General features: G+C 71.8%; 22 protein-coding genes. All 22 read left to right on the top strand.

The window, feature by feature from the left end; genetic code table 11:
• Nucleotides 1-30: 30 nt before the first annotated feature.
• The 22 genes from paaB to nuoK all read left to right on the top strand — a co-directional run bounded on the left by paaB (nt 31) and on the right by nuoK (nt 20248).
• Nucleotides 31-375 (top strand): 1,2-phenylacetyl-CoA epoxidase subunit PaaB, encoded by a 345-nt coding sequence (paaB, locus tag ACIA6B_RS08425; RefSeq protein ID WP_396772552.1) that lies wholly within the window; start codon nt 31-33, stop codon nt 373-375.
• Entirely contained in the window at nt 372-1097 is a 726-nt protein-coding gene (gene paaC, locus ACIA6B_RS08420) for a 1,2-phenylacetyl-CoA epoxidase subunit PaaC (protein ID WP_396772127.1), read from the top strand. The genes paaB and paaC overlap by 4 nt, the downstream gene beginning before the upstream one ends.
• Nucleotides 1098-1152: 55 nt before the next feature.
• Nucleotides 1153-1629 carry a 1,2-phenylacetyl-CoA epoxidase subunit PaaD gene (paaD, locus tag ACIA6B_RS08415; protein ID WP_396772126.1) on the top strand — a complete coding sequence of 159 codons (477 nt, stop codon included), beginning with the start codon at nt 1153-1155 and terminating at the stop codon, nt 1627-1629.
• Nucleotides 1626-2747, top strand: a complete 1122-nt coding sequence (gene paaE / locus ACIA6B_RS08410) for a 1,2-phenylacetyl-CoA epoxidase subunit PaaE (protein WP_396772125.1) — start codon at nt 1626-1628, stop codon at nt 2745-2747. The genes paaD and paaE overlap by 4 nt, the downstream gene beginning before the upstream one ends.
• 87 nt (nt 2748-2834) lie before the next feature.
• Nucleotides 2835-3113, top strand: a complete 279-nt coding sequence (locus ACIA6B_RS08405) for a type II toxin-antitoxin system Phd/YefM family antitoxin (RefSeq protein ID WP_396772124.1) — start codon at nt 2835-2837, stop codon at nt 3111-3113.
• Entirely contained in the window at nt 3110-3520 is a 411-nt protein-coding gene (locus ACIA6B_RS08400; protein WP_396772123.1) for a PIN domain-containing protein, read from the top strand. Before ACIA6B_RS08405 ends, ACIA6B_RS08400 begins: the two co-directional genes overlap by 4 nt.
• A 76-nt stretch (nt 3521-3596) precedes the next feature.
• Nucleotides 3597-4787: a cyclic dehypoxanthinyl futalosine synthase gene (gene mqnC, locus ACIA6B_RS08395; protein WP_396772122.1), complete on the top strand. Its 1191-nt coding sequence runs from the start codon at nt 3597-3599 to the stop codon at nt 4785-4787.
• 420 nt (nt 4788-5207) lie between these two features.
• Nucleotides 5208-6467, top strand: coding sequence for a cell wall anchor protein (locus ACIA6B_RS08390; RefSeq protein WP_396772121.1), 1260 nt, complete (start codon nt 5208-5210; stop codon nt 6465-6467).
• Nucleotides 6468-6557: 90 nt separating this feature from the next.
• Nucleotides 6558-7268: a demethylmenaquinone methyltransferase gene (locus ACIA6B_RS08385; protein ID WP_396772120.1), complete on the top strand. Its 711-nt coding sequence runs from the start codon at nt 6558-6560 to the stop codon at nt 7266-7268.
• A 70-nt stretch (nt 7269-7338) separates the two neighbouring features.
• Nucleotides 7339-7560 (top strand): hypothetical protein, encoded by a 222-nt coding sequence (locus ACIA6B_RS08380; protein WP_396772119.1) that lies wholly within the window; start codon nt 7339-7341, stop codon nt 7558-7560.
• A 134-nt stretch (nt 7561-7694) separates the two neighbouring features.
• A complete protein-coding gene (locus ACIA6B_RS08375; protein WP_396772118.1) occupies nt 7695-8969 on the top strand; it encodes a geranylgeranyl reductase family protein in 1275 nt (424 codons plus the stop codon).
• Nucleotides 8970-9102: 133 nt separating this feature from the next.
• Nucleotides 9103-9468: an NADH-quinone oxidoreductase subunit A gene (locus tag ACIA6B_RS08370; RefSeq protein ID WP_089154551.1), complete on the top strand. Its 366-nt coding sequence runs from the start codon at nt 9103-9105 to the stop codon at nt 9466-9468.
• Between the two features lie 11 nt (nt 9469-9479).
• On the top strand, nt 9480-10157 hold the full coding sequence (locus ACIA6B_RS08365; RefSeq protein ID WP_091062855.1) for an NADH-quinone oxidoreductase subunit B family protein: 678 nt from the start codon (nt 9480-9482) through the stop codon (nt 10155-10157).
• Nucleotides 10154-10891, top strand: coding sequence for an NADH-quinone oxidoreductase subunit C (locus tag ACIA6B_RS08360; protein ID WP_396772117.1), 738 nt, complete (start codon nt 10154-10156; stop codon nt 10889-10891). The genes ACIA6B_RS08365 and ACIA6B_RS08360 overlap by 4 nt, the downstream gene beginning before the upstream one ends.
• Nucleotides 10888-12213, top strand: coding sequence for an NADH-quinone oxidoreductase subunit D (locus tag ACIA6B_RS08355; RefSeq protein ID WP_396772116.1), 1326 nt, complete (start codon nt 10888-10890; stop codon nt 12211-12213). The genes ACIA6B_RS08360 and ACIA6B_RS08355 overlap by 4 nt, the downstream gene beginning before the upstream one ends.
• A complete protein-coding gene (gene nuoE, locus ACIA6B_RS08350) occupies nt 12210-13391 on the top strand; it encodes an NADH-quinone oxidoreductase subunit NuoE (protein WP_396772115.1) in 1182 nt (393 codons plus the stop codon). The genes ACIA6B_RS08355 and nuoE overlap by 4 nt, the downstream gene beginning before the upstream one ends.
• Complete coding sequence (gene nuoF, locus ACIA6B_RS08345; protein ID WP_396772114.1) at nt 13388-14704, top strand: NADH-quinone oxidoreductase subunit NuoF; 1317 nt, start codon at nt 13388-13390, stop codon at nt 14702-14704. Before nuoE ends, nuoF begins: the two co-directional genes overlap by 4 nt.
• Nucleotides 14704-17193, top strand: coding sequence for an NADH-quinone oxidoreductase subunit G (locus tag ACIA6B_RS08340; RefSeq protein WP_396772113.1), 2490 nt, complete (start codon nt 14704-14706; stop codon nt 17191-17193). The genes nuoF and ACIA6B_RS08340 overlap by 1 nt, the downstream gene beginning before the upstream one ends.
• Entirely contained in the window at nt 17190-18545 is a 1356-nt protein-coding gene (nuoH, locus tag ACIA6B_RS08335) for an NADH-quinone oxidoreductase subunit NuoH (protein ID WP_281943601.1), read from the top strand. The genes ACIA6B_RS08340 and nuoH overlap by 4 nt, the downstream gene beginning before the upstream one ends.
• A gap of 1 nt (nt 18546) precedes the next feature.
• Nucleotides 18547-19185, top strand: coding sequence for an NADH-quinone oxidoreductase subunit NuoI (gene nuoI, locus ACIA6B_RS08330; protein WP_396772112.1), 639 nt, complete (start codon nt 18547-18549; stop codon nt 19183-19185).
• Complete coding sequence (locus tag ACIA6B_RS08325; RefSeq protein WP_281943597.1) at nt 19182-19952, top strand: NADH-quinone oxidoreductase subunit J; 771 nt, start codon at nt 19182-19184, stop codon at nt 19950-19952. Before nuoI ends, ACIA6B_RS08325 begins: the two co-directional genes overlap by 4 nt.
• On the top strand, nt 19949-20248 hold the full coding sequence (gene nuoK / locus ACIA6B_RS08320; RefSeq protein ID WP_089154544.1) for an NADH-quinone oxidoreductase subunit NuoK: 300 nt from the start codon (nt 19949-19951) through the stop codon (nt 20246-20248). The genes ACIA6B_RS08325 and nuoK overlap by 4 nt, the downstream gene beginning before the upstream one ends.
• Nucleotides 20249-20255 lie beyond the last annotated feature (7 nt).

Raw genomic sequence — 20255 nt, 5'->3', positions numbered from 1 at the left:
GGCCGTGCGGGCGTGCCCGGTCAGCACGGCATGAGCGAACGCACCGAGCGGAGCGAGGGCCGTGCGGGCGTGCCCGGTCAGCACGGCATGAGTAGTCAGTCCTCGCCCCTGTGGGAGGTCTTCGTGCGGGCCCGGCGCGGCCTGTCGCACACCCACGTCGGCAGCCTGCACGCTCCCGACGCCGAGTTGGCGCTGCGCAACGCCCGCGACCTCTACACCCGCCGGCAGGAGGGCGTCTCCATCTGGGTGGTGCCGGCGGGCGCGATCACCGCGTCCAGCCCGGACGAGAAGGACGCGTTCTTCGACCCGGCGGCCGACAAGGTCTACCGCCACCCGACGTTCTACGAGGTGCCGGACGGGGTGGCCCACCTGTGAGCGGCGTCTTCGACTTCACGCTCGCCCTCGGCGACGACGCGCTGGTCGCGGCGCAGCGGCTCGGCGAGTGGACCACCCGCGCGCCGGAGATGGAAGAGGACATCGCGCTGGCCAACATCGCCCTCGACCAGTTGGGCGCGGCCCGGCTGCTGCTCACCTACGCGGGCGAGCTGGAGGGCGCCGGCCGGGACGAGGACGACCTGGCCTACCTGCGCGACGACCGGGAGTTCCGCAACTGCCTGCTGGTCGAGCTGCCCAACGGCGACTTCGGCGTGACCATGGCGAAGCTGTTCTTCCTGGCCGCCTGGCAGCTTCCGCTCTACACCGCGCTCGCCGGCTGCGGCGACGACCGGCTGGCCGCGGTCGGCGCGAAGGCGCGCAAGGAGTCGGCGTACCACCTGGACCACGCCTCGCTCTGGGTGAAGCGGCTCGGCGACGGCACCGACGAGTCGCACCGTCGCATGCAGGACGCGGTCGACCAGGTCTGGCCGTACGTCCACGAGCTGTTCACCAGCGACCCGGCGGCGCCGGTCGACCCGGCCACGCTGCGGGCCGACTTCGACGCCACCGTGGCCGCGGTGCTGGACGAGGCCACGCTGACCCGGCCGGAGACGCGCTGGACGCCCGGCGGGGGACGCGACGGCGTGCACACCGAGCACCTCTCCTACCTGCTGGCCGAGATGCAGGTGCTGCACCGCGCCCACCCCGGAGCGCACTGGTGAGCGCGAGGAGTGCAGCGCGGCGGAGCCCCGCAGTCGCGAACAGTGGGTGGCACTGGTGACCGACCCCAGGGCGGCCGTGGCGGCGGTGGTGGATCCGGAGATCCGGGTCATCACCATCGACGAGCTGGGCATCCTGCGCGCGGTCGAGGAGGAGCCGGCCACCGGCCGGGTCGTCGTCACCATCACCCCCACCTACACCGGCTGCCCGGCCATGGACGTGATCCGCGGGGACATCCGCCGCGCGCTCGCCGCCGCCGGGCATCCGGACGCCGAGGTCCGCACCGTCTACGCGCCGGCCTGGTCCACCGACTGGATCTCCGACGCCGGCCGGGCCAAACTGGCCGCCGCCGGCATCGCCCCGCCCGCCCCGCGCGGCGACGAGACGGTGGTGCCGCTGACCCTGGCGGTCCGCTGCCCGCGCTGCGGATCACCGGAGACCACGCAGGTCAGCCGGTTCGGCTCCACCGCCTGCAAGGCGCTGTGGCGCTGCCGCTCCTGTGCCGAACCCTTCGACCACCTGAAGGCGCTGTGACTGTCACCATCACCCGGCCGGTCCGCCGCCGGCCGGTCTTCCACCCGCTGCCGGTCGTCGCCGTCGACCGGCTCACCGACGACTCCGTGTCGATCACCTTCGCGGTGCCGGAGGAGCTGCGGGAGACGTTCGCGTTCTCCGCCGGGCAGCACCTCACGGTCCGGCGTCCGGCCGTCGCCGACGACCCGGAGTCCGCGGAGGCGCGACGGTCGTACTCGATCTGTTCCACCCCGGACGAGCTGGCCCGGCACGGCCGGTTGCGGATCGGGGTGCGCGAGGTCCCGGGCGGGGCGTTCTCCGGGTATGCGTGCGGCGCGCTGCGCGACGGGGACACCGTCGAGGTGCTGCCGCCGCTCGGGCACTTCACCTCCGCGTTCGCGCCGGACCGGGTCCGCCGGTACGGCGCGGTGGTCGCCGGTTCCGGCATCACGCCGGTGCTCGGCCTGGTCGCGACCGCGCTGGCCGTCGAGCCGCGGAGCACCTTCACCCTGGTGTACGGCAACCGCACGGCGAACACGGTGATGTTCGCCGAGGAGTTGGCCGACCTGAAGGACCGCTACCCGACCCGGCTGCACCTGGTGCACGTGCTGAGCCGCGAGATGGGCGAGTCGGCGCTGCTGTCCGGGCGGATCGACGCGGACCGGTTGACCCGGCTGCTGGACACCGTGGTGCCGGGCGACCAGATCGAGGAGTGGTTCCTCTGCGGTCCGTACGGCATGGTGGTGGACGCCAAGGCGGTGCTGGCCGGGCGCGGCGTGCCCGACGCGGCGGTGCACACCGAGCTGTTCCACGTGGACGCCCCGCCGGAGCCGGTGCGCCGCCCGGTCGAGCAGCCGGGCGCGGGCGCCGAGGTGACGATCGTGCTGGACGGGCGTTCGTCGAGTTTCACCATGCGCCGGGACGAGCGGGTGCTGGACGCCGCGCTCCGGGTGCGGGGCGAGCTGCCGTACGCGTGCAAGGGCGGGGTCTGCTCGACCTGCCGGGCCCGGGTCACCTCCGGTGCGGTGACGATGGCCCGCAACTATGCGCTGGAGCCGGACGAGGTGGCCGCCGGCTACGTCCTGACCTGCCAGTCCAGCCCGGTGACCGAGCAGTTGACGGTCGACTACGACGCGTGACGCCACGAACGTGTGCGCCGGTGCGGGTCACGCCGCGGCCGGAGAAGGACGATGCCCGGGTAGAACGATTCGTTCTACACTTTGTTGGTGGAGCAGATCGCGATACGAGAGCTGAACCAGCACACCAGCCGGGTGTTGGCGCGGGTACGGGCGGGTGAGACGGTCGAGGTGACCGACCGCGGTGAGCCCATCGCCCGTCTCGTTCCGGTGCTGGCCGGCGACGCGCTCCTGGGTCGACTCGTCGCCGAGGGGCGGGCCACGGCACCGACCGCGGCCGGCCCGGTCCCCATGCCGCCGGTTCTCGGTGACGAGTCGGTGGACGTCGCGGCGTTCCTGGCCGAATCGCGCGATGAGGAGCGTTGGTGATCTACCTCGACTCCGCGGCGGTCATCAAGATGCTTCGACGCGAGGAGGAGACGCCGGATCTGATCGGCTGGTTGAACGACCGTTCCGGGACCGCACTGGTCTCGTCGGTGCTGGTCGAGGTCGAGGTGCCACGGGCGCTGCGTCGGGCCGCGCCGCAGGCGTTGGTCGGTGTCCCGTCGGTACTGGGTCGGCTCTACCGGGTCGAGATCGACGCGACGGTCCGGGCGGCTGCCGGCGCGTACGTCGAACCGACGCTGCGCAGCCTGGACGCGATCCATCTGGCCACCGCGGAGGTTCTGGCCCGCCAGTCGGCCGCCGAGTTCATCGCCTTCGTGACGTACGACCGGCGTCTGTTGGCGGCGGCCAAGGCGGTGGGGCTGCCGGTGGCGAGCCCTGGATCGGCCTGACGTCGCGACTGCGGCCCTCGTCACCCGGCCCGGGTGGTGTGCCCGCCATCGAGACCCGCGACGTAGGCTCGGTGACGTGACGGCGAACCGGGAGATCGACGACATCCTGCAGCGCGGCGCGGACGGCGGGCGGATCACGCCCGAGGAGGCGCTGCTGCTCTACACCGAGGCGCCCTTCCACGCGCTGGGCGAGGCGGCCGACGCGGTACGGCGGCGCCGGTACCCGGACAACATCGTCACGTACCTGATCGACCGCAACATCAACTACACGAACGTCTGCGTGACGGCGTGCAAGTTCTGCGCGTTCTACCGGGCCCCCAAGCACGCCGAGGGCTGGACCCACCCGACCGAGGAGATCCTGCGCCGCTGCGGCGAGGCGGTCGAGCTGGGCGCCACCCAGGTCATGCTCCAGGGCGGCCACCACCCGGACTACGGCGTGGAGTACTACGAGGAGCTGTTCTCCTCGGTCAAGCGGGCCTACCCGCAGCTCGCCATCCACTCGATCGGCCCGAGCGAGATCCTGCACATGGCGAAGGTCTCCGGCGTGAGCCTGGACGAGGCCATCGCCCGGATCAAGGCGGCCGGCCTGGACTCGATCGCCGGCGCCGGCGCCGAGATGCTGCCGGACCGGCCGCGTAGGGCGATCGCGCCGCTGAAGGAGTCCGGGGCCCGCTGGCTGGAGGTCATGGAGCTGGCGCACCGGCAGGGCCTGGAGTCGACCGCGACCATGATGATGGGCACCGGCGAGACCAACGCGGAGCGCATCGAGCACCTGCGGATGATCCGGGACGTGCAGGACCGCACCGGCGGCTTCCGGGCCTTCATCCCGTGGACGTACCAGCCGGAGAACAACCACCTGAAGGGCCGCACCCAGGCCACCGCGCTGGAGTACCTGCGCCTGGTCGCGGTGGCCCGGCTCTTCTTCGAGACGGTGCCGCACCTCCAGGCCTCCTGGCTGACCACGGGCAAGGACGTCGGGCAGCTCGCGCTGCACATGGGCGTGGACGACCTGGGCTCGATCATGCTGGAGGAGAACGTCATCTCCTCGGCCGGCGCCCGCCACCGGTCCAACCTGCACGAGCTGATCGGCATGATCCGGTCGGCGGACCGGATCCCGGCCCAGCGGGACACGCTCTACCGCCGGCTCGCGGTGCACCGCACGCCCGCCGACGACCCGAGTGACGACCGCGTGGTGTCGCACTTCTCCTCGATCGCGCTGCCGGGCGGCGGCGTCGGGAAGTCGTTGCCGCTGGTGGAGGCGAGCTGACGGTCCACCGTTCGGTCGGTCGGGGGCGTCGTGCGGCCGGGTGTCGTCCCGTTTCCGGTGGAGCTTCGGCGTGGCCCTCGACGGGCCTGATCGGGAGCCGCTAACGTCCCCGCTCGACACCGCCCATCCGGGTCGCGAGCTGCCAGGTAACAGGTCGGCGGCGACCCGGGCGAGCGTGGCCACGCCGGTCGCCGTCGCGGCTACGCTGGCGGCGTTCGGCGGACCGTCGTCCTCCATCGGCCCATGAGGGCCGTTCACATAACGCACCGCGGCAGGGGCGGGATGGGTGACCATCCCGCCCCTGCTGTCGGTAGGGCCGGTGGGAATTTCACCCGTGCGCCGCTGGCGCCGCGCCGCGTCGCTCCGGTACCGTCCGTTCGTTCCGTGCCTGATCGGCGCGTCCCTACCCCCGGGGGAACCATGACTTTCCGATACCGATCCACACTGGCGCGTGCCGGCGTGGTCGCCCTGTTCTCCACCGCCGGCCTCGCCGCCGTCGCCGGCCCGGCGCACGCCGCCGACGAGGCCGACCTTCAGCTCGTCCCGCTCAGCTACCAGCTCGCCAAGGGCGTCGACGAGGCCCGGGCCAAGCCGTTCAAGTTCCAGGTGGACAACACCACCGGCGCCGTCGACGCGAAGGGCGTCCGGGTCACGGTGGAGACGAAGGGCCTGAAGGACCGCAAGGTCGGCGTGCTGGTCCCGGAGGGCTGCGAGGTGACCGGCACCTCCTTCACCTGCCTGCTCGGCGACCTCGCCGCGGGCACCACCGAGGACTTCGGCATCCCGCTCTTCTCCACCGGCGGCAAGGGTGCGGCCGGCACGCTGAAGGTCTCCATCAGCGCCGCCACCGCCGACCCCGACCTGGAGAACAACTCGGTCGAGCACGACATCACCGTGACCGCCCCCGGCTACGACCTCACCACCTGGGTGCAGGACGTGTACGCCGACGTGCAGGTCGACGGCGACGATGCCGGCGAGGCGAACCTGCGTCCGGTCCGGCCGGGCGAGACCGCGCCGCTGGACTGGGCCGTCTTCAACGACGGCAGCCGCAAGGCCACCGGCGTCGCGTACGGCATCACGCTGCCGGCCGGCGTCACCTTCGCCGAGCTGCCCGAGGGCTGCGTCGAGCAGGACCTGGGCGGCTTCGCGCAGGCGTACTGCGAGGACCGGGGCGCGGTGCTGGAGCCGGGCGAGTTCTACACCGCCGGCGTGCGGGTGAAGGTCGGCACGGACGTGACCGAGAAGCTGCTCCGGCCCGGCTTCGTCTTCGCCGCCGGCCTGGACTCCGCGTCCGGCGAGCCCGAGGAGGAGCCGCGCGTCGCCAGCTCGGCGCAGCGCCGCGCCTTCGCCGAGGTCGACGACGTCGACAACACCGCCCAGTTCGACGTCTTCGTGGACCCGAACGGGCAGCCGACGCCGACGCCGACGCCGACCGGCACCCCGACCGCCGAGCCGACCCCGAGCGGCGGCGCGACCGCGGTCCCGACCCCGACCCCGACCACGGGTGGCGGCAGCGGCGGTGGCTCCGGTGACGGCGGCCTGCCGGTGACCGGTATGCAGGTCGGCCTGGTCGGCGGCATCGGCGCGCTGGTGCTGGCCGCCGGCGCGGCGCTGGTGATGCTGTCCCGCCGCCGCAGGGTGGTTCTGGTCGCCCCGACCGACGAGCGCACCGGGGACTGAGCCGGGCGCTCCGGACACGGCGGGGGCGGGGTGGGCGACCACCTCGCCCCCGCGCCGTACCCGGGTGGGTGCGGCTGGCAGAGTGGAGGGGTGAGCCGTACCCCGCAGGGCCGACGCGCCAGCCTGGAGAAGCAGCCGCACGAGGTCGCCGCCATGTTCGACGGCGTGGCGGCCCGCTACGACCTGACCAACACCGTGCTCTCCTTCGGGCAGGACCGGTTCTGGCGGCGGGCCACCCGGGCGGCGCTCGGGCTGGGCCCCGGCGAGCGGGTGCTGGACGTGGGCGCCGGCACCGGCGTCTCGACCGAGGAGCTGGCCCACTCCGGGGCGTACGCGGTCGGCGCGGACCTGTCGCTGGGCATGCTGCACGCCGGCAAGCGGACCCGCCCGGCGGTGCCGTTGCTGGCCGGCGACGCGCTGCGGCTGCCGTTCGCGGACGCCAGCTTCGACGCGGTGACCATCTCCTTCGCGTTGCGCAACGTGAACGACACCGACGCCGCCCTGCGCGAGCTGGCCCGGGTCACCCGGCCGGGCGGGCGGCTGGTGGTCTGCGAGTTCTCCACCCCGGTCAACCCGGCGTTCCGCACGGTCTACCTGTCGTACCTGATGCGGTCGTTGCCGACGGTGGCGCGTGCGGTCTCCAGCAACCCGGACGCCTACGTCTATCTCGCCGAGTCGATCCGGGCCTGGCCGGACCAGGCGGCGCTGGCGGCGCGCGTCGGCACGGCCGGCTGGGGTCGGGTGGCGTGGCGGAACCTGACCGGCGGCGTCGTCGCGCTGCACCGGGCCGTCCGGAACTGATCGGTCCGGCCCAGCCGGGCATTTCGTGAATATCCGGCTTGAGGATGATTCTCCCCGTAGGCTCGCGCCCATGACGGGACCCGACCACGCCGCCGCCACCGACGACGACGCCGCAGAGCTGATCGCGCAGCTCAAGGAGTTGGCCGGCGCGGATCCCACCGAGGTCCGCCAGGTGGTCGCCGAGGTGCTGGCGGCACTGGACCGGGCGGCCGGAGGCGCGTTGCGTGACCATCTGCCCGAGACCATCCGGCTCGACGCCGGGCTGGGACCGGCCGCGCCGGCCCGCCCGTGACCGATCTCCGCTCCCTTACCAGCCGGTTTCCGGGAAGTTAGGACCCCCTCAGCGCATACAGGTGTAACGCCGGTCATAGACTCCAACCCGATCGGCTTGTGAAGCATTTCACGAGCATGCGGGAGGAGGCGCGGATGACCGCGGTGGAGAACGACGCCGACGTCATCGTCGTGGGCGCCGGTCCCGGAGGATCGGCCACGGCATACCACCTGGCGCGGCACGGCGTACGCGTGCTGCTGCTGGAGAAGACGGAGTTCCCCCGGGAGAAGGTCTGCGGCGACGGGCTCACGCCCCGCGCCGTGCGGCAGCTCGTCCGGATGGGTGTGGACACCTCGCCCGAGGCCGGCTGGCTGCACAACAAGGGCCTGCGGGTGATCGGCGGCGGGGTACGCCTGGAGCTGGACTGGCCCGACCTGGCCAGCTTCCCCAACTACGGCCTGGTCCGGACCCGGCTCGACTTCGACGACCTGCTCGCCCAGCGGGCCGTCGCCGCCGGCGCGAAGCTGCGCACCGGCGTCAACGTCCTCGCCCCGGTGCTCGACGCCGACGACCGGGTGACCGGCGTGCAGGCCGAGGTCGGCCCCGACAAGGAGCCGGCCACCTTCCACGCGCCGCTGGTGGTCGCCGCGGACGGCGTCTCCGGTCGGTTCCCGCTCGCGCTCGGCATGGCCAAGCGGGAGGACCGGCCGATCGGCGTGGCGGTACGCCGCTACTACCGCTCACCCGCCAAGCACGACGACGACTACCTGGAGTCCTGGCTGGAGCTGCGCGCCAAGGGCAACGACGCGTTGCTGCCCGGCTACGGCTGGATCTTCGGCCTCGGCGACGGCCGGGTGAACGTCGGCCTCGGCGTGCTCAACTCCTCCACGGCGTTCGGTAAGACGAACTACCGCCGGCTGCTCACCGACTGGTTGGCCAACACCCCGGAGGACTGGGGGATGACCGACGAGGCCAACGCGGACGGGCCGATCCTCGGCGCCGCGCTGCCGATGGGCTTCAACCGGGTCCCGCACTACAGCCGCGGCGTGCTGCTGGTCGGCGACTCCGGCGGCATGGTCAACCCGTTCAACGGCGAGGGCATCGCGTACGCGATGGAGTCCGGCGAGCTGGCCGCCGAGGTCGCCGTGCAGGCGCTCGCCCGCCCGGCCGGCGCGGATCGGGAACGGGCGCTGATGGCGTACCCGCAGGAGCTGAAGGCCCGCTTCGGCGGCTACTACCGGCTCGGCGGGATCTTCGTGAAGCTGATCGGTCGGCCCGAGGTGATGCGGATGGCCACCAAGCACGGCATGCCGCACCCGATGTTGATGCGCTTCGTGCTGAAGCTGCTGGCGAACCTGACCGACCCGCGCGGCGGGGACGCGATGGACCGGGTCATCAACGCCATGACGAAGGTGGCCCCGGCCGTGTGAGAAGACCACCGGCCCGCGGTCGACCGACCACGGAGCGGAGAGATCGACCCCCGCCGACCGCTGTCGTCAGGGACGTGAATAGTGTGATTTTGGCCAACCACCGAGGTCAGGGAAGGACGAGCAGGGGACAACGATGACGCTCTCTCCTTATGCACCCATCATCGGGCTGTTCGCCCTCGCCGCGGGGTTCGCGCTGTTCTCCGTGGCCGCTGCCCGATTCGCCGGCCCCCGGCGTCTGAACAAGGCCAAGCTCGAGGCGTACGAGTGTGGCATCGAGCCGAGCCCGCAGCCGGTCGGCGGCGGCCGGTTCCCGATCAAGTTCTACCTGACGGCGATGCTCTTCATCGTCTTCGACATCGAGATCATCTTCCTCTACCCCTGGGCGGTCTCCTTCGACGCCCTGCCGATCTTCGGCTTCGTGGAGATGGTCATGTTCATCGTCGCGGTCTTCGTCGCCTACGCCTACGTGTGGCGGCGCGGCGGCCTGGACTGGGACTGAGGAGGTAGCAGATGGGCATCGAGGAGAAGCTTCCCTCCGGCGTCCTGCTCACCAGCGTCGAGAAGCTGGTGAACTGGTCGCGGAAGTCGTCCGTCTGGGGCGCCACCTTCGGTCTGGCCTGCTGCGCCATCGAGATGATGGCCGCCGGTGGCCCGCACTACGACATGGGCCGGTGGGGCATGGAGGTCTTCCGCGCCTCGCCCCGGCAGGCGGACCTGATGATCGTGGCCGGCCGGGTCAGCCAGAAGATGGCCCCGGTGCTGCGGCAGATCTACGACCAGATGGCCGAGCCCCGCTGGGTCATCTCGATGGGCGTCTGCGCCAGCAGCGGCGGCATGTTCAACAACTACGCCATCGTGCAGGGCGTCGACCACGTCGTCCCGGTCGACATGTACCTTCCCGGCTGCCCGCCCCGGCCGGAGATGCTCATCGACGCGGTGCTCAAGCTGCGCGAGAAGATCATGTACGAGCCGCTGGGCCCGAACGGCCGCAAGATGCTGGAGGCCCGCAAGGAGCGCGGTGACGTGCCCGTCGTGCCGTACGGCTCGATGCCGTCGTCGTACCGCAACGACAAGGCCCGGCGGGCCGAGTGGACGAAGGCGGTCCGCGAGGGACGCGAGGAACAGTTGCGGATCGAGAACTGGATGAAGGCGCAGAACCACCTCCAGACGCAGGGGGGCCCGAAATGACCTCGCCGAACGACAGGAACAACGACGGCGGGGTCCCGGTGCCGACCACTCCCGCCGGGGCCAGCAGCACCGCGCCGGCGGAGTACCCGCCGGCCAGCCCGGCCGGGCGGGGCATGTTCGGCAACCAGGGCACCGGTGACGTCTCCGGCTACGGCGGCCTGGTCCGCCAGCGCAAGCCGATCGAGGAGGCCACCCGGCCGTACGGGAGCTACTTCGACGAGGTGCGGGACGCGCTGGAGGAGGCGTACCCGGCCTTCGGCGACGCGATCGAGAAGGTCGTGGTCGACCGGGGCGAGCTGACCCTGCACGTCCGCCCGGAGCGGATCGCCGAGGTCTGCCAGGTGATGCGCGACGACATGTCGCTGCGCTTCGAGCTGCTCTCCTCGGTGTCCGGGGTGGACTACCTGGGCGCCGACGCGCGCCGGCTGCACGTGGTCTACCAGCTCACCTCGATGACCTACCGGCGGCAGGTCCGGCTGGAGGCCGCGGTCTCCGCCGAGGAGCCGCACCTGCCGAGCGTCACCGCCGTCTACCCGACCGCCGACTGGCAGGAGCGGGAGACGTACGACATGTTCGGCATCGTCTTCGACGGCCACCCCAACCTGACCCGGATCCTGATGCCGGACGACTGGGAGGGGCACCCGCAGCGCAAGGACTACCCGCTCGGCGGCGTACCCGTCGAGTACAAGGGTGCGGAAATTCCCCCGCCGGACCGTAGGAGGTCCTACCAGTGACCACGTCGAACTACGCGACCGAGCGCGAGACCACCGAGGGCAAGGTCTTCACCGTCACCGGTGGGGACTGGGACCAGGTCGTCTCCGGCACCGACCCGATCAACGACGAGCGGATCGTCGTCAACATGGGTCCGCAACACCCGTCCACGCACGGCGTGCTCCGGCTGATCCTGGAGCTGGAGGGCGAGACGGTCCGCGAGGCCCGCTCCGTCGTCGGCTACCTGCACACCGGCATCGAGAAGAACCTGGAGTACCGCAACTGGGTCCAGGGCTCGACGTTCGTGACCCGGATGGACTACCTCTCGCCGATCTTCAACGAGACGGCGTACGCGCTCGCGGTGGAGAAGCTGCTCGGCGTCACGGACGACGTCACCGAGCGGGCCACCACCATCCGGGTGCTGATGATGGAGCTGAACCGGATCTCCTCGCACCTGGTCTGGCTGGCCACCACCGGCATGGAGCTGGGCGCGATCAACATGATGTTGTACGGCTTCCGCGAGCGGGAGTACATCCTCGACATCTTCGAGACCATCACCGGCCTGCGGATGAACCACGCGTACGTGCGGCCGGGCGGGGTGGCGCAGGACGTGCCGGACGACGCGATCCGTAAGATCCGCGACTTCCTGGCGCTGATGCCGAAGAAGCTCAAGGAGTACGAGAACCTGCTCTCCGGGCAGCCGATCTGGATCGAGCGCACCACGAACGTCGCGGTGCTCGACGTGACCGCGTGCGTGGCGCTCGGCATCACCGGCCCGGTGCTCCGCTCGGCGGGGCTCGCCTGGGACCTGCGCAAGACCATGCCGTACTGCGGGTACGAGACGTACGAGTTCGACGTGCCGACCCACACCGACGGCGACGTGTGGGGCCGCTACCTGGTCCGGCTGGCCGAGATCCGGGAGTCGCTGAAGCTCGTCGAGCAGGCGCTGGACCGGTTGAAGCCGGGCCCGGTGATGGTCGCCGACAAGAAGATCGCCTGGCCGGCGCAGCTCGCCATCGGCGTCGACGGCATGGGCAACTCGCTGGAGCACGTCGCCAAGATCATGGGTCAGTCGATGGAGTCGCTGATCCACCACTTCAAGCTCGTCACCGAGGGCTTCCGGGTCCCGCCGGGCCAGGTCTACGTCGGCATCGAGTCGCCCCGCGGCGAGCTGGGCGTGCACGCGGTCTCCGACGGCGGCACCCGGCCCTACCGGGTGCACTACCGGGAGCCGAGCTTCGTCAACCTCCAGGCCCTCCCGGCGATGGCCGAGGGCGGCCTGATCGCCGACGTGATCGCCGGCGGCGCCTCGCTGGACCCCGTGATGGGTGGTTGTGACCGATGAGTACGACGTTCACTGAGGAGACCCGGCTGCGGGCACGGGAGATCATCGCCCGGTACCCGGCGGACCGGTCCCGTTCGGCGCTGCTGCCGCTGCTGCACCTGGTGCAGTCCGAGGAGGGGTACGTCTCCCCGGCCGGCGTCGAGTTCTGCGCCGAGGTGCTCGGGCTGAACAAGGCCCAGGTCGGCGCCGTCGCCACCTTCTACACCATGTACAAGCGCAAGCCGACAGGCGACTACCTGGTCAGCGTCTGCACCAACACGATGTGCGACGTGCTGGGCGGCCAGGCGGTCTACGACACGCTCGCCGAGCACCTGGGCGTCGGGCACGAGGAGACCACCGCCGACGGGAAGATCACCCTGGAGCACGCCGAGTGCCTGGCGGCGTGCGACTACGGCCCGGTGATGACCGTCAACTACGACTTCTTCGACAACGTGGAGCCGCAGGGCGCGCTCGGCGTGGTGCAGGAGTTGCAGGCCGGCGGCCGTCCGATGCCGACCCGGGGCGCGCGGCTCTGCACGCTCAAGGAGATGGCGGTCCAGCTCGCCGGCTTCGCCGACGAGCGGGACGGCGCGGTGGCCGACGGCGGGCCGGGCGAGCCGAGCCTGCGCGGCCTGCGCCTGGCCGAGCAGCACGGCATCTCGGTGCCGGGCTTCGACCCGAGGACGCCGATCCGCAGCAAGGCCGAGGCCGACCGGGCCGCCGCCGAGGCGAAGGCGAAGGCCGAGGCCGGGAAGCCGGCCCCCGCGCCGGAGAAGGCGCCCGAGCCGGCGAAGGCCGATGCCACGGGCACTCCCGCCAAGGCCGGCACCCCGGGCAACGCGGGCGCGGCCGAGCCGGCGACGCCGGAGGCGGCCAGCGGCAGCACCGCGCCGGACGTGAAGGCGCCGGACGACAAGTCGCCGCAGGTGCGTACCGCCGAGACCCGGCAGCCGGACGCGCGGACCCCGGTCGCGGACGCGCCCGGCACCAAGGTCCCGACGGACGGCCCGGCCCCGGCGCCCCGCGACGCGCGGGCGGCGGAGGCGGCCGGCGCGGCGGCGAACCCGCCGGCCGGCGACGGCAAGCCCGCCGGCGACGCGGCCGGCGCCCAGGAGCGCAACCTCAAGGACGCCGAAGCCGGTACGGACGCCGACGGCGCCGACCCGGCGGACGCGAACGGAACGGGGGTCCGGAAGTGACCACTCCTCGGCCGGAGACGCTGGCCAAGCTCACGCCGGTGCTCACCAAGCGCTGGCTGTCGCCGGACGCCTGGCGGCTCGGCACCTACGAGAAGCTGGACGGCTACGCCGCCCTGCGTAAGGCGCTCAAGGCGCACCCGGACGACCTGATCCAGCTCATCAAGGACTCCGGGCTGCGTGGCCGGGGCGGCGCGGGCTTCCCGACCGGGCTCAAGTGGGGCTTCATCCCGCAGGGCGACGGGAAGCCGCACTACCTGGTGGTGAACGCCGACGAGGGCGAGCCGGGCACCTGCAAGGACCTGCCGCTGATGACCCACGACCCGCACTCGCTGGTCGAGGGCGTCATCATCGCCTCGTACGCGATCCGGGCCAACCGGGCCTACATCTACATCCGCGGCGAGGCCGTACACGCCGCCCGTCGGCTGCGCAGCGCGGTCGCCGAGGCGTACGCCAAGGGCTACCTCGGCCGGAACGTCCTCGGCTCCGGGTTCGACCTGGACCTGGTGGTGCACTCCGGGGCCGGGGCGTACATCTGCGGTGAGGAGACCGCGCTGCTGGACTCGCTGGAGGGCTTCCGGGGCCAGCCCCGGCTGCGCCCGCCGTTCCCGGCGACCCACGGCCTGTACGCCAGCCCGACCGTGGTCAACAACGTCGGCACCATCGCCAGCGTGCCGTACATCGTGCTGGGCGGCGCGGAGTGGTGGAAGACCATGGGCACGGAGAAGTCGTCCGGCCCGATGATCTACTCGCTCTCCGGCCGGATCGCCAACCCCGGCCAGTACGAGGCGTCGATGGGCATCACGCTGCGCGAGCTGATCGAGCTGGCCGGCGGCATGCAATCCGGGCACGAGCTGAAGTTCTGGACGCCGGGCGGCTCGTCGACGCCGCTGCTGACCGCCGAGCACCTGGACGTGCCGCTGGACTTCGAGGGGGTGGCGGCGGCCGGCTCGATCCTGGGCACCACGGCCACCCAGATCTTCTCGGACCAGGACTGCCCGGTGTACGCGACCTACCGGTGGCTGGAGTTCTACCACCACGAGTCGTGCGGCAAGTGCACCCCGTGCCGGGAGGGCAACTACTGGATGGTCCGGGTCTACCGGCGCATCCTGGCCGGCCAGGGCACCCACGAGGACCTGGACACCCTGCTCGACACCTGCGACAACATCCTCGGCCGTTCGTTCTGCGGTCTGGGTGACGGCGCGACCAGCTCGGTGACCTCGTCGCTGAAGTACTTCAAGCAGGACTACCTCGACTACATCGAGGGACGTACCGCACCGAAGCTGTCGGAGAAGACCCTGGTAGGGGCGCACTGATGACGGACGTAGCCAAGCAGACCGAGACCGTCACGCTGACCATCGACGGCGTCGAGGTCACCGCGCCGAAGGGGGCGCTGCTGATCCGGGTCGCCGAGCAGTTGGGCACCGAGATCCCGCGCTTCTGCGACCACCCGTTGCTGGCCCCGGCCGGCGCCTGCCGGCAGTGCCTGGTGGAGGTGGAGGGCCAGCGCAAGCCGGTCGCCTCCTGCACCCAGACCGTCGCCGAGGGCATGGTGGTGCGGACCCAGCTCACCTCGCCGGTCGCGAAGAAGGCCCAGGAGGGGGTGATGGAGCTGCTGCTCCTGAACCACCCGCTGGACTGCCCGATGTGCGACAAGGGCGGCGAGTGCCCGCTCCAGAACCAGGCGATGTCCACCGGCCGGACGGACTCGCGCTTCCACGAGCACAAGCGGGAGTACCCGAAGCCGCTGCCGATCAGCACCCAGGTGCTGCTCGACCGCGAGCGCTGCGTGCTCTGCCAGCGGTGCACCCGGTTCTCCGAGGAGATCGCCGGCGACAAGTTCATCGACCTGATGGGACGCTCCTCGCACGAGGAGATCAACATCTACCGGGACGACGCGTACGGCGCGGACCCCGGGGATGAGGAGGGGGACGTCCCCTTCAACTCCTACTTCTCCGGCAACACCGTGCAGATCTGCCCGGTGGGCGCGCTGACCGGCTCGCAGTACCGCTTCCGCTCCCGCCCGTTCGACCTGGTCTCCTCGCCCAGCGTCTGCGAGCACTGCTCGGCCGGCTGCGCGCAGCGCACCGACTGGCGGCGGGGCAAGGTGCTGCGCCGGCTGGCCGGCGACGACCCGGCGGTGAACGAGGAGTGGAACTGCGACAAGGGTCGCTGGGGCTTCCAGTACGCCCGCGCGTTCGACCGCCTCACCACCCCGCTGGTGCGCGACGAGAAGACCGGTGAGCTGCGCGAGGCGTCCTGGAGCGAGGCGTTCACCCGGGCCGCCGAGGGGCTGCGCGCGGCCCGCGACGGGGCGACCGGCACGGCGGTGCTGACCGGCGGCCGGCTCACCGTCGAGGACGCCTACGCGTACGCCAAGTTCGCCCGCGTCGCGTTGCACACCAACGACATCGACTTCCGGGCCCGCCCGGTCTCCCGCGAGGAGGCCGACTTCCTGGCCAGCAACGTCGCCGGGGTCACCGACGTGACCTACGCGGACGTGGAGAACGCGCCCGCCGTGGTGCTTGTCGGCCTGGAGCCGGAGGAGGAGTGCCCGATCCTCTTCCTGCGGCTGCGCAAGGCGTACCTGAAGAAGACGCTCACCGTGTACGCGATCGCGCCGTTCGCGACCCGCGGCCTGGAGAAGCTCGGGGCCAAGCTGGCCCGGGTGGTGCCGGGCGAGGAGGCCAGCGTGCTGGCCGAGCACGCCACGGTGGCCGAGGCGCTGGGGCAGCCGGGCGCGATCCTGATCGTCGGCGAGCGGCTGGGCGCGGTGCCGGGCGGCCTGTCGGCGGCGGCGGACGTGGCCCGGCGTACCGGCGCCCGGCTGGCCTGGGTGCCGCGGCGCGCGGGTGACCGCGGCGCGGTCGACGCGGGCTGCCTGCCGAACCTGCTGCCCGGCGGCCGGGTGGTCACCGAGCCGGCCGCCCGCGCGGAGCTGGGCGAGACCTGGGACCTGCCGGCCGGGGTGATCCCGAGCCAGGCGGGCCGGGACACCGACGGCATCCTCGCCGCGGCGGCCGACGGCAAGCTCGGCGCGCTGGTGGTGGCCGGCGTCGACCCGGCCGACCTGGCCGACCCGCGCCGGGCCGAGGCGGCCCTGGACGCGGTGCCGTTCCTGGTCAGCCTGGAACTGCGGATGAGCGCGGTGGCCCGCCGGGCTGACGTGGTCTTCCCGGTCGCCCCGGTGGTCGAGAAGGCCGGCAGCTTCCTGGACTGGGAGGGCCGGCTGCGGACCTTCGAGCGGGTGCTGGACACCGGCGCGATGACCGACGGCCGGGTGCTGGACGCGATCGCCGCGCAGCTCGACGTGCGGCTCGGCACCGGCGACGTGCTGAGCGTGCGCCGCGAGCTGGGCGCGCTGCCCCGGACCCGCACCGAACGGCCGTCCGCCCCCTCGGTCGAGCCGGCCACCGTGCCGCAGCCCGGTCCGGGCGAGGCCGTGCTGGCGACCTGGCACCAACTGCTCGACCTGGGCAGCCTCACCGACGGCGACGAGCACCTCGCCGGCACCGCCCGCCTGCCGGTCGTCCGGCTGGGCAAGGGCACCGCCGAGGCGCTCGGCGTGGCCGACGGCGACCCGGTCACGGTCGGCACCGACCGCGGCGCGGTCACCCTGCCGGCGGCGATCACCGAGATGCCGGACGGTGTCGTCTGGTTGCCGACCAACTCACCCGGTTCGACCGTGCGGCGCAGCCTCGGCGCGACGTCCGGTCACGTCGTGAAGGTGACCGCGGCGCCCGTCGCCGCGGACGCCGCCGCACGGCCGGGTCCGCTCCTCAACGCAGGGGGTGCACACCAGTGAACGCGGTCTACCTCGCGGCGCAGGACCCGACGCTGGCCGACTTCGGCAAGGACCCGTGGTGGCTGGTCCTCGGGAAGATCGTCTTCGCGTTCGCGTTCGGCCTGCTGGCCACGCTGCTCGGCGTCTGGTTCGAGCGGCGGGTGGTCGGCCGGATGGCGGTGCGGCCCGGCCCGAACCAGGTCGGCCCGTTCGGCCTGCTCCAGACGCTCGCGGACGGCCTCAAGATGGCGTTCAAGGAGGACATCCTCCCGCGCGCCGCCGACAAGGTGGTCTTCTTCTTCGCGCCGACCATCTCGGTGATCTCCGCGGTCACCGCGCTGTCGGTGATCCCGTTCGGCCCGAAGGTGAGCATCTTCGGCCACTGGACGCCGCTCCAGGTCACCGACGTGTCGGTGGCGGTGCTGGTGATCCTGGCCTGCTCCTCGATGGGCGTCTACGGGATCGTGCTCGGTGGCTGGGCCTCCGGCTCGACGTACCCGCTGCTCGGCGGTCTCCGCTCCAGCGCCCAGATGATCTCGTACGAGGTCGCCATGGGGCTGAGCATCGTGGCGGTGTTCATGACCGCCGGCACGATGTCGACGAGCGGGATCGTCGCCAAGCAGGCCGACGGCACGCAGCTCAGCATCGGCGGGTTCGACCTGCCCACCCCGGGCTGGTACGCGATCCTGCTGCTGCCCAGCTTCATCATCTTCTTCATCGCCATGGTCGGCGAGACCAACCGGGCCCCGTTCGACCTGCCGGAGGCGGAGTCGGAGCTGGTCGCGGGCTTCATGACGGAGTACAGCTCGCTGAAGTTCGCGCTGTTCATGCTCTCCGAGTACGTCGCCATGGTGACCATGTCCGCGGTCACCACGACGCTGTTCCTCGGCGGCTGGCGGGCCCCCTGGCCGATCACGCTGTGGTCGGGCGCCAACGAGGGTTGGTGGCCGATGCTGTGGTTCTTCGGCAAGGTGATCCTGCTGGTCTTCGTGTTCGTCTGGCTGCGCGGCACGCTGCCCCGGCTCCGGTACGACCAGTTCATGCGCTTCGGTTGGAAGGTGCTGCTGCCGATCAACCTGGTCTGGATCCTGGTGCTCGCCGGGCTCCGCTCGATCGAGGACTGGCAGACCCGGGACCGGCTGCTCGTCACCGCCATCGGCGCGGGCGTGCTGCTGCTGGCCACGCTCTTCTGGCCGAGCCGGAAGAAGCAGCCGAAGCCGTCGCCCCAGGAGCAGGCGGACAGCCGGCCGTACGGCAGCTTCCCGCTGCCACCGATGGATCTTCAGGTTCCGCCGAGCCCGCGTACCAAGCGCGTGGTCGCCGAGCGGGAGCCGGCCAACGTCGTCGCCGGCTCCGAGTCCAGGGAGGTGTGACGTGGGCGCGATCACCGGAACGTTCAGGGGCTTCGGGGTCACCTTCTCGCACATGTTCAAGAAGGTCGTCACCACCGACTACCCGTTCAAGCCGCCGGTCTCGGCGCCGCGCTACCACGGGCGGCACATCCTCAACCGGCACCCGGACGGGCTGGAGAAGTGCATCGGCTGCGAGCTGTGCGCCTGGGCCTGCCCGGCCGACGCGATCTACGTGGAGGGTGGCGACAACACCGAGGAGCAGCGCTTCTCCCCGGGTGAGCGGTACGCCAGCAACTACCAGATCAACTACGCCCGGTGCATCTTCTGCGGGCTCTGCATCGAGGCCTGCCCGACCCGTTCGCTCACCATGAGCAACGAGTACGAGCTGGCCCGGGACAACCGGCAGGACCTGATCTTCACGAAGGAGCAGTTGCTCGCGCCGCTGCTCGAAGGCATGGAGCAGCCGCCGCACCCGATGCGGCTGGGCGACAGCGAGAAGGACTACTACGTCGGCGCGCTGGCCAACCCGGGCACCTCGGCCGGCGCCGAGCACTCGCCGGCGGGCGGCCGGTATCCGGTGGAGGAGCACCCCGGCGTGACCTTCCCCGGCGCCGAGCAGGCCGCGCAGCGGTCCGAGGCGGGCAAGGGAGCAGGGGTATGACCACTTCTACGGTGCTCGCCGCGGCGGGCGACGTGACCGGGGGTGAGGAGGTCACGTTCTGGATCCTCGCCCCGCTGGCCCTGATCGGGGCGCTCGGCATGGTGTGGGCCCGCAACGCGGTGCACTCCGCGCTCTGGCTGGTGCTGACCATGCTCTGCCTGGGCGTGTTCTACGTGCTCCAGGCCGGCCCGTTCATCGGCATGGTGCAGATCATCGTCTACACCGGCGCGATCATGATGCTCTTCCTGTTCGTGCTGATGCTCGTCGGTCGCGACGCGTCCGACTCGCTGATCGAGACGCTGCGCGGCCAGCGGGTCGCCGCGGTGGTGCTCGGGCTCGGCTTCGCCGGCCTGGTCGGCACCGGTCTCTACCGCGCGCTCGACGGCGTGCGGGCGGTCGGGCTCGACCAGGCGAACGCCGAGGGCAACGTGCAGGGCATCGCCCGGCTGCTGTTCACCAAGTACGTCTTCGCCTTCGAGCTGACCTCGGCGCTGCTGATCACGGCCGCGGTGGGCGCGATGGTGCTGGCGCACGTGGAACGGCGCAAGGAGGACCGGATGGACCAGGTCGCCACCATGAAGGCGCGGTTCCGTCCCGGCAACTACCCCGGCCCGAAGCCCGGCCCGGGCGTCTTCGCCACCTCCTCCTCGGTGGCCACGCCGGCCCGCCTGCCGGACGGCCGGCTGACCGACCGCGGCATCCCGGAGATCATGCCGGTGCGCGACATGACGTCGGAGGAGACCGCACTGAAGGGCACTGACAAATGACGCCGGACTACTACCTGATCCTCGCGGCGGTGCTGTTCACCATCGGCGCCGTGGGCGTGCTGGTCCGGCGCAACGCGATCGTGCTGTTCATGTGCGTCGAGCTGATGCTCAACGCGGCCAACCTGACCCTGGTCACGTTCAGCCGGATCAACGGTGACCTGAACGGCCAGATCATGGCGTTCTTCGTGATGGTGGTGGCGGCGGCCGAGGTCGTGGTCGGGCTCGCGATCATCATGGCGATCTTCCGGACCCGGCGCTCGGCCAGCGTCGACGACGCCAACCTGCTGAAGTACTGAGGGGCCA

The organism is Micromonospora sp. NPDC051141 (genome assembly GCF_044455765.1).
Taxonomy (GTDB): Bacteria; Actinomycetota; Actinomycetes; order Mycobacteriales; family Micromonosporaceae; genus Micromonospora.
This window is presented reverse-complemented; position numbering and strand designations above follow the sequence as displayed.

Coding starts and splice junctions, on each gene's coding strand:
- ACIA6B_RS08390 (WP_396772121.1), top strand. CDS start 5,208: ATGACTTTCCGATACCGATCCACACTGGCGCGTGCCGGCGTGGTCGCC.
- paaB (WP_396772552.1), top strand. CDS start 31: ATGAGCGAACGCACCGAGCGGAGCGAGGGCCGTGCGGGCGTGCCCGGT.
- ACIA6B_RS08365 (WP_091062855.1), top strand. CDS start 9,480: ATGGGCATCGAGGAGAAGCTTCCCTCCGGCGTCCTGCTCACCAGCGTC.
- ACIA6B_RS08370 (WP_089154551.1), top strand. CDS start 9,103: ATGACGCTCTCTCCTTATGCACCCATCATCGGGCTGTTCGCCCTCGCC.
- ACIA6B_RS08340 (WP_396772113.1), top strand. CDS start 14,704: ATGACGGACGTAGCCAAGCAGACCGAGACCGTCACGCTGACCATCGAC.
- ACIA6B_RS08380 (WP_396772119.1), top strand. CDS start 7,339: ATGACGGGACCCGACCACGCCGCCGCCACCGACGACGACGCCGCAGAG.
- nuoE (WP_396772115.1), top strand. CDS start 12,210: ATGAGTACGACGTTCACTGAGGAGACCCGGCTGCGGGCACGGGAGATC.
- ACIA6B_RS08360 (WP_396772117.1), top strand. CDS start 10,154: ATGACCTCGCCGAACGACAGGAACAACGACGGCGGGGTCCCGGTGCCG.
- ACIA6B_RS08325 (WP_281943597.1), top strand. CDS start 19,182: ATGACCACTTCTACGGTGCTCGCCGCGGCGGGCGACGTGACCGGGGGT.
- nuoK (WP_089154544.1), top strand. CDS start 19,949: ATGACGCCGGACTACTACCTGATCCTCGCGGCGGTGCTGTTCACCATC.
- ACIA6B_RS08375 (WP_396772118.1), top strand. CDS start 7,695: ATGACCGCGGTGGAGAACGACGCCGACGTCATCGTCGTGGGCGCCGGT.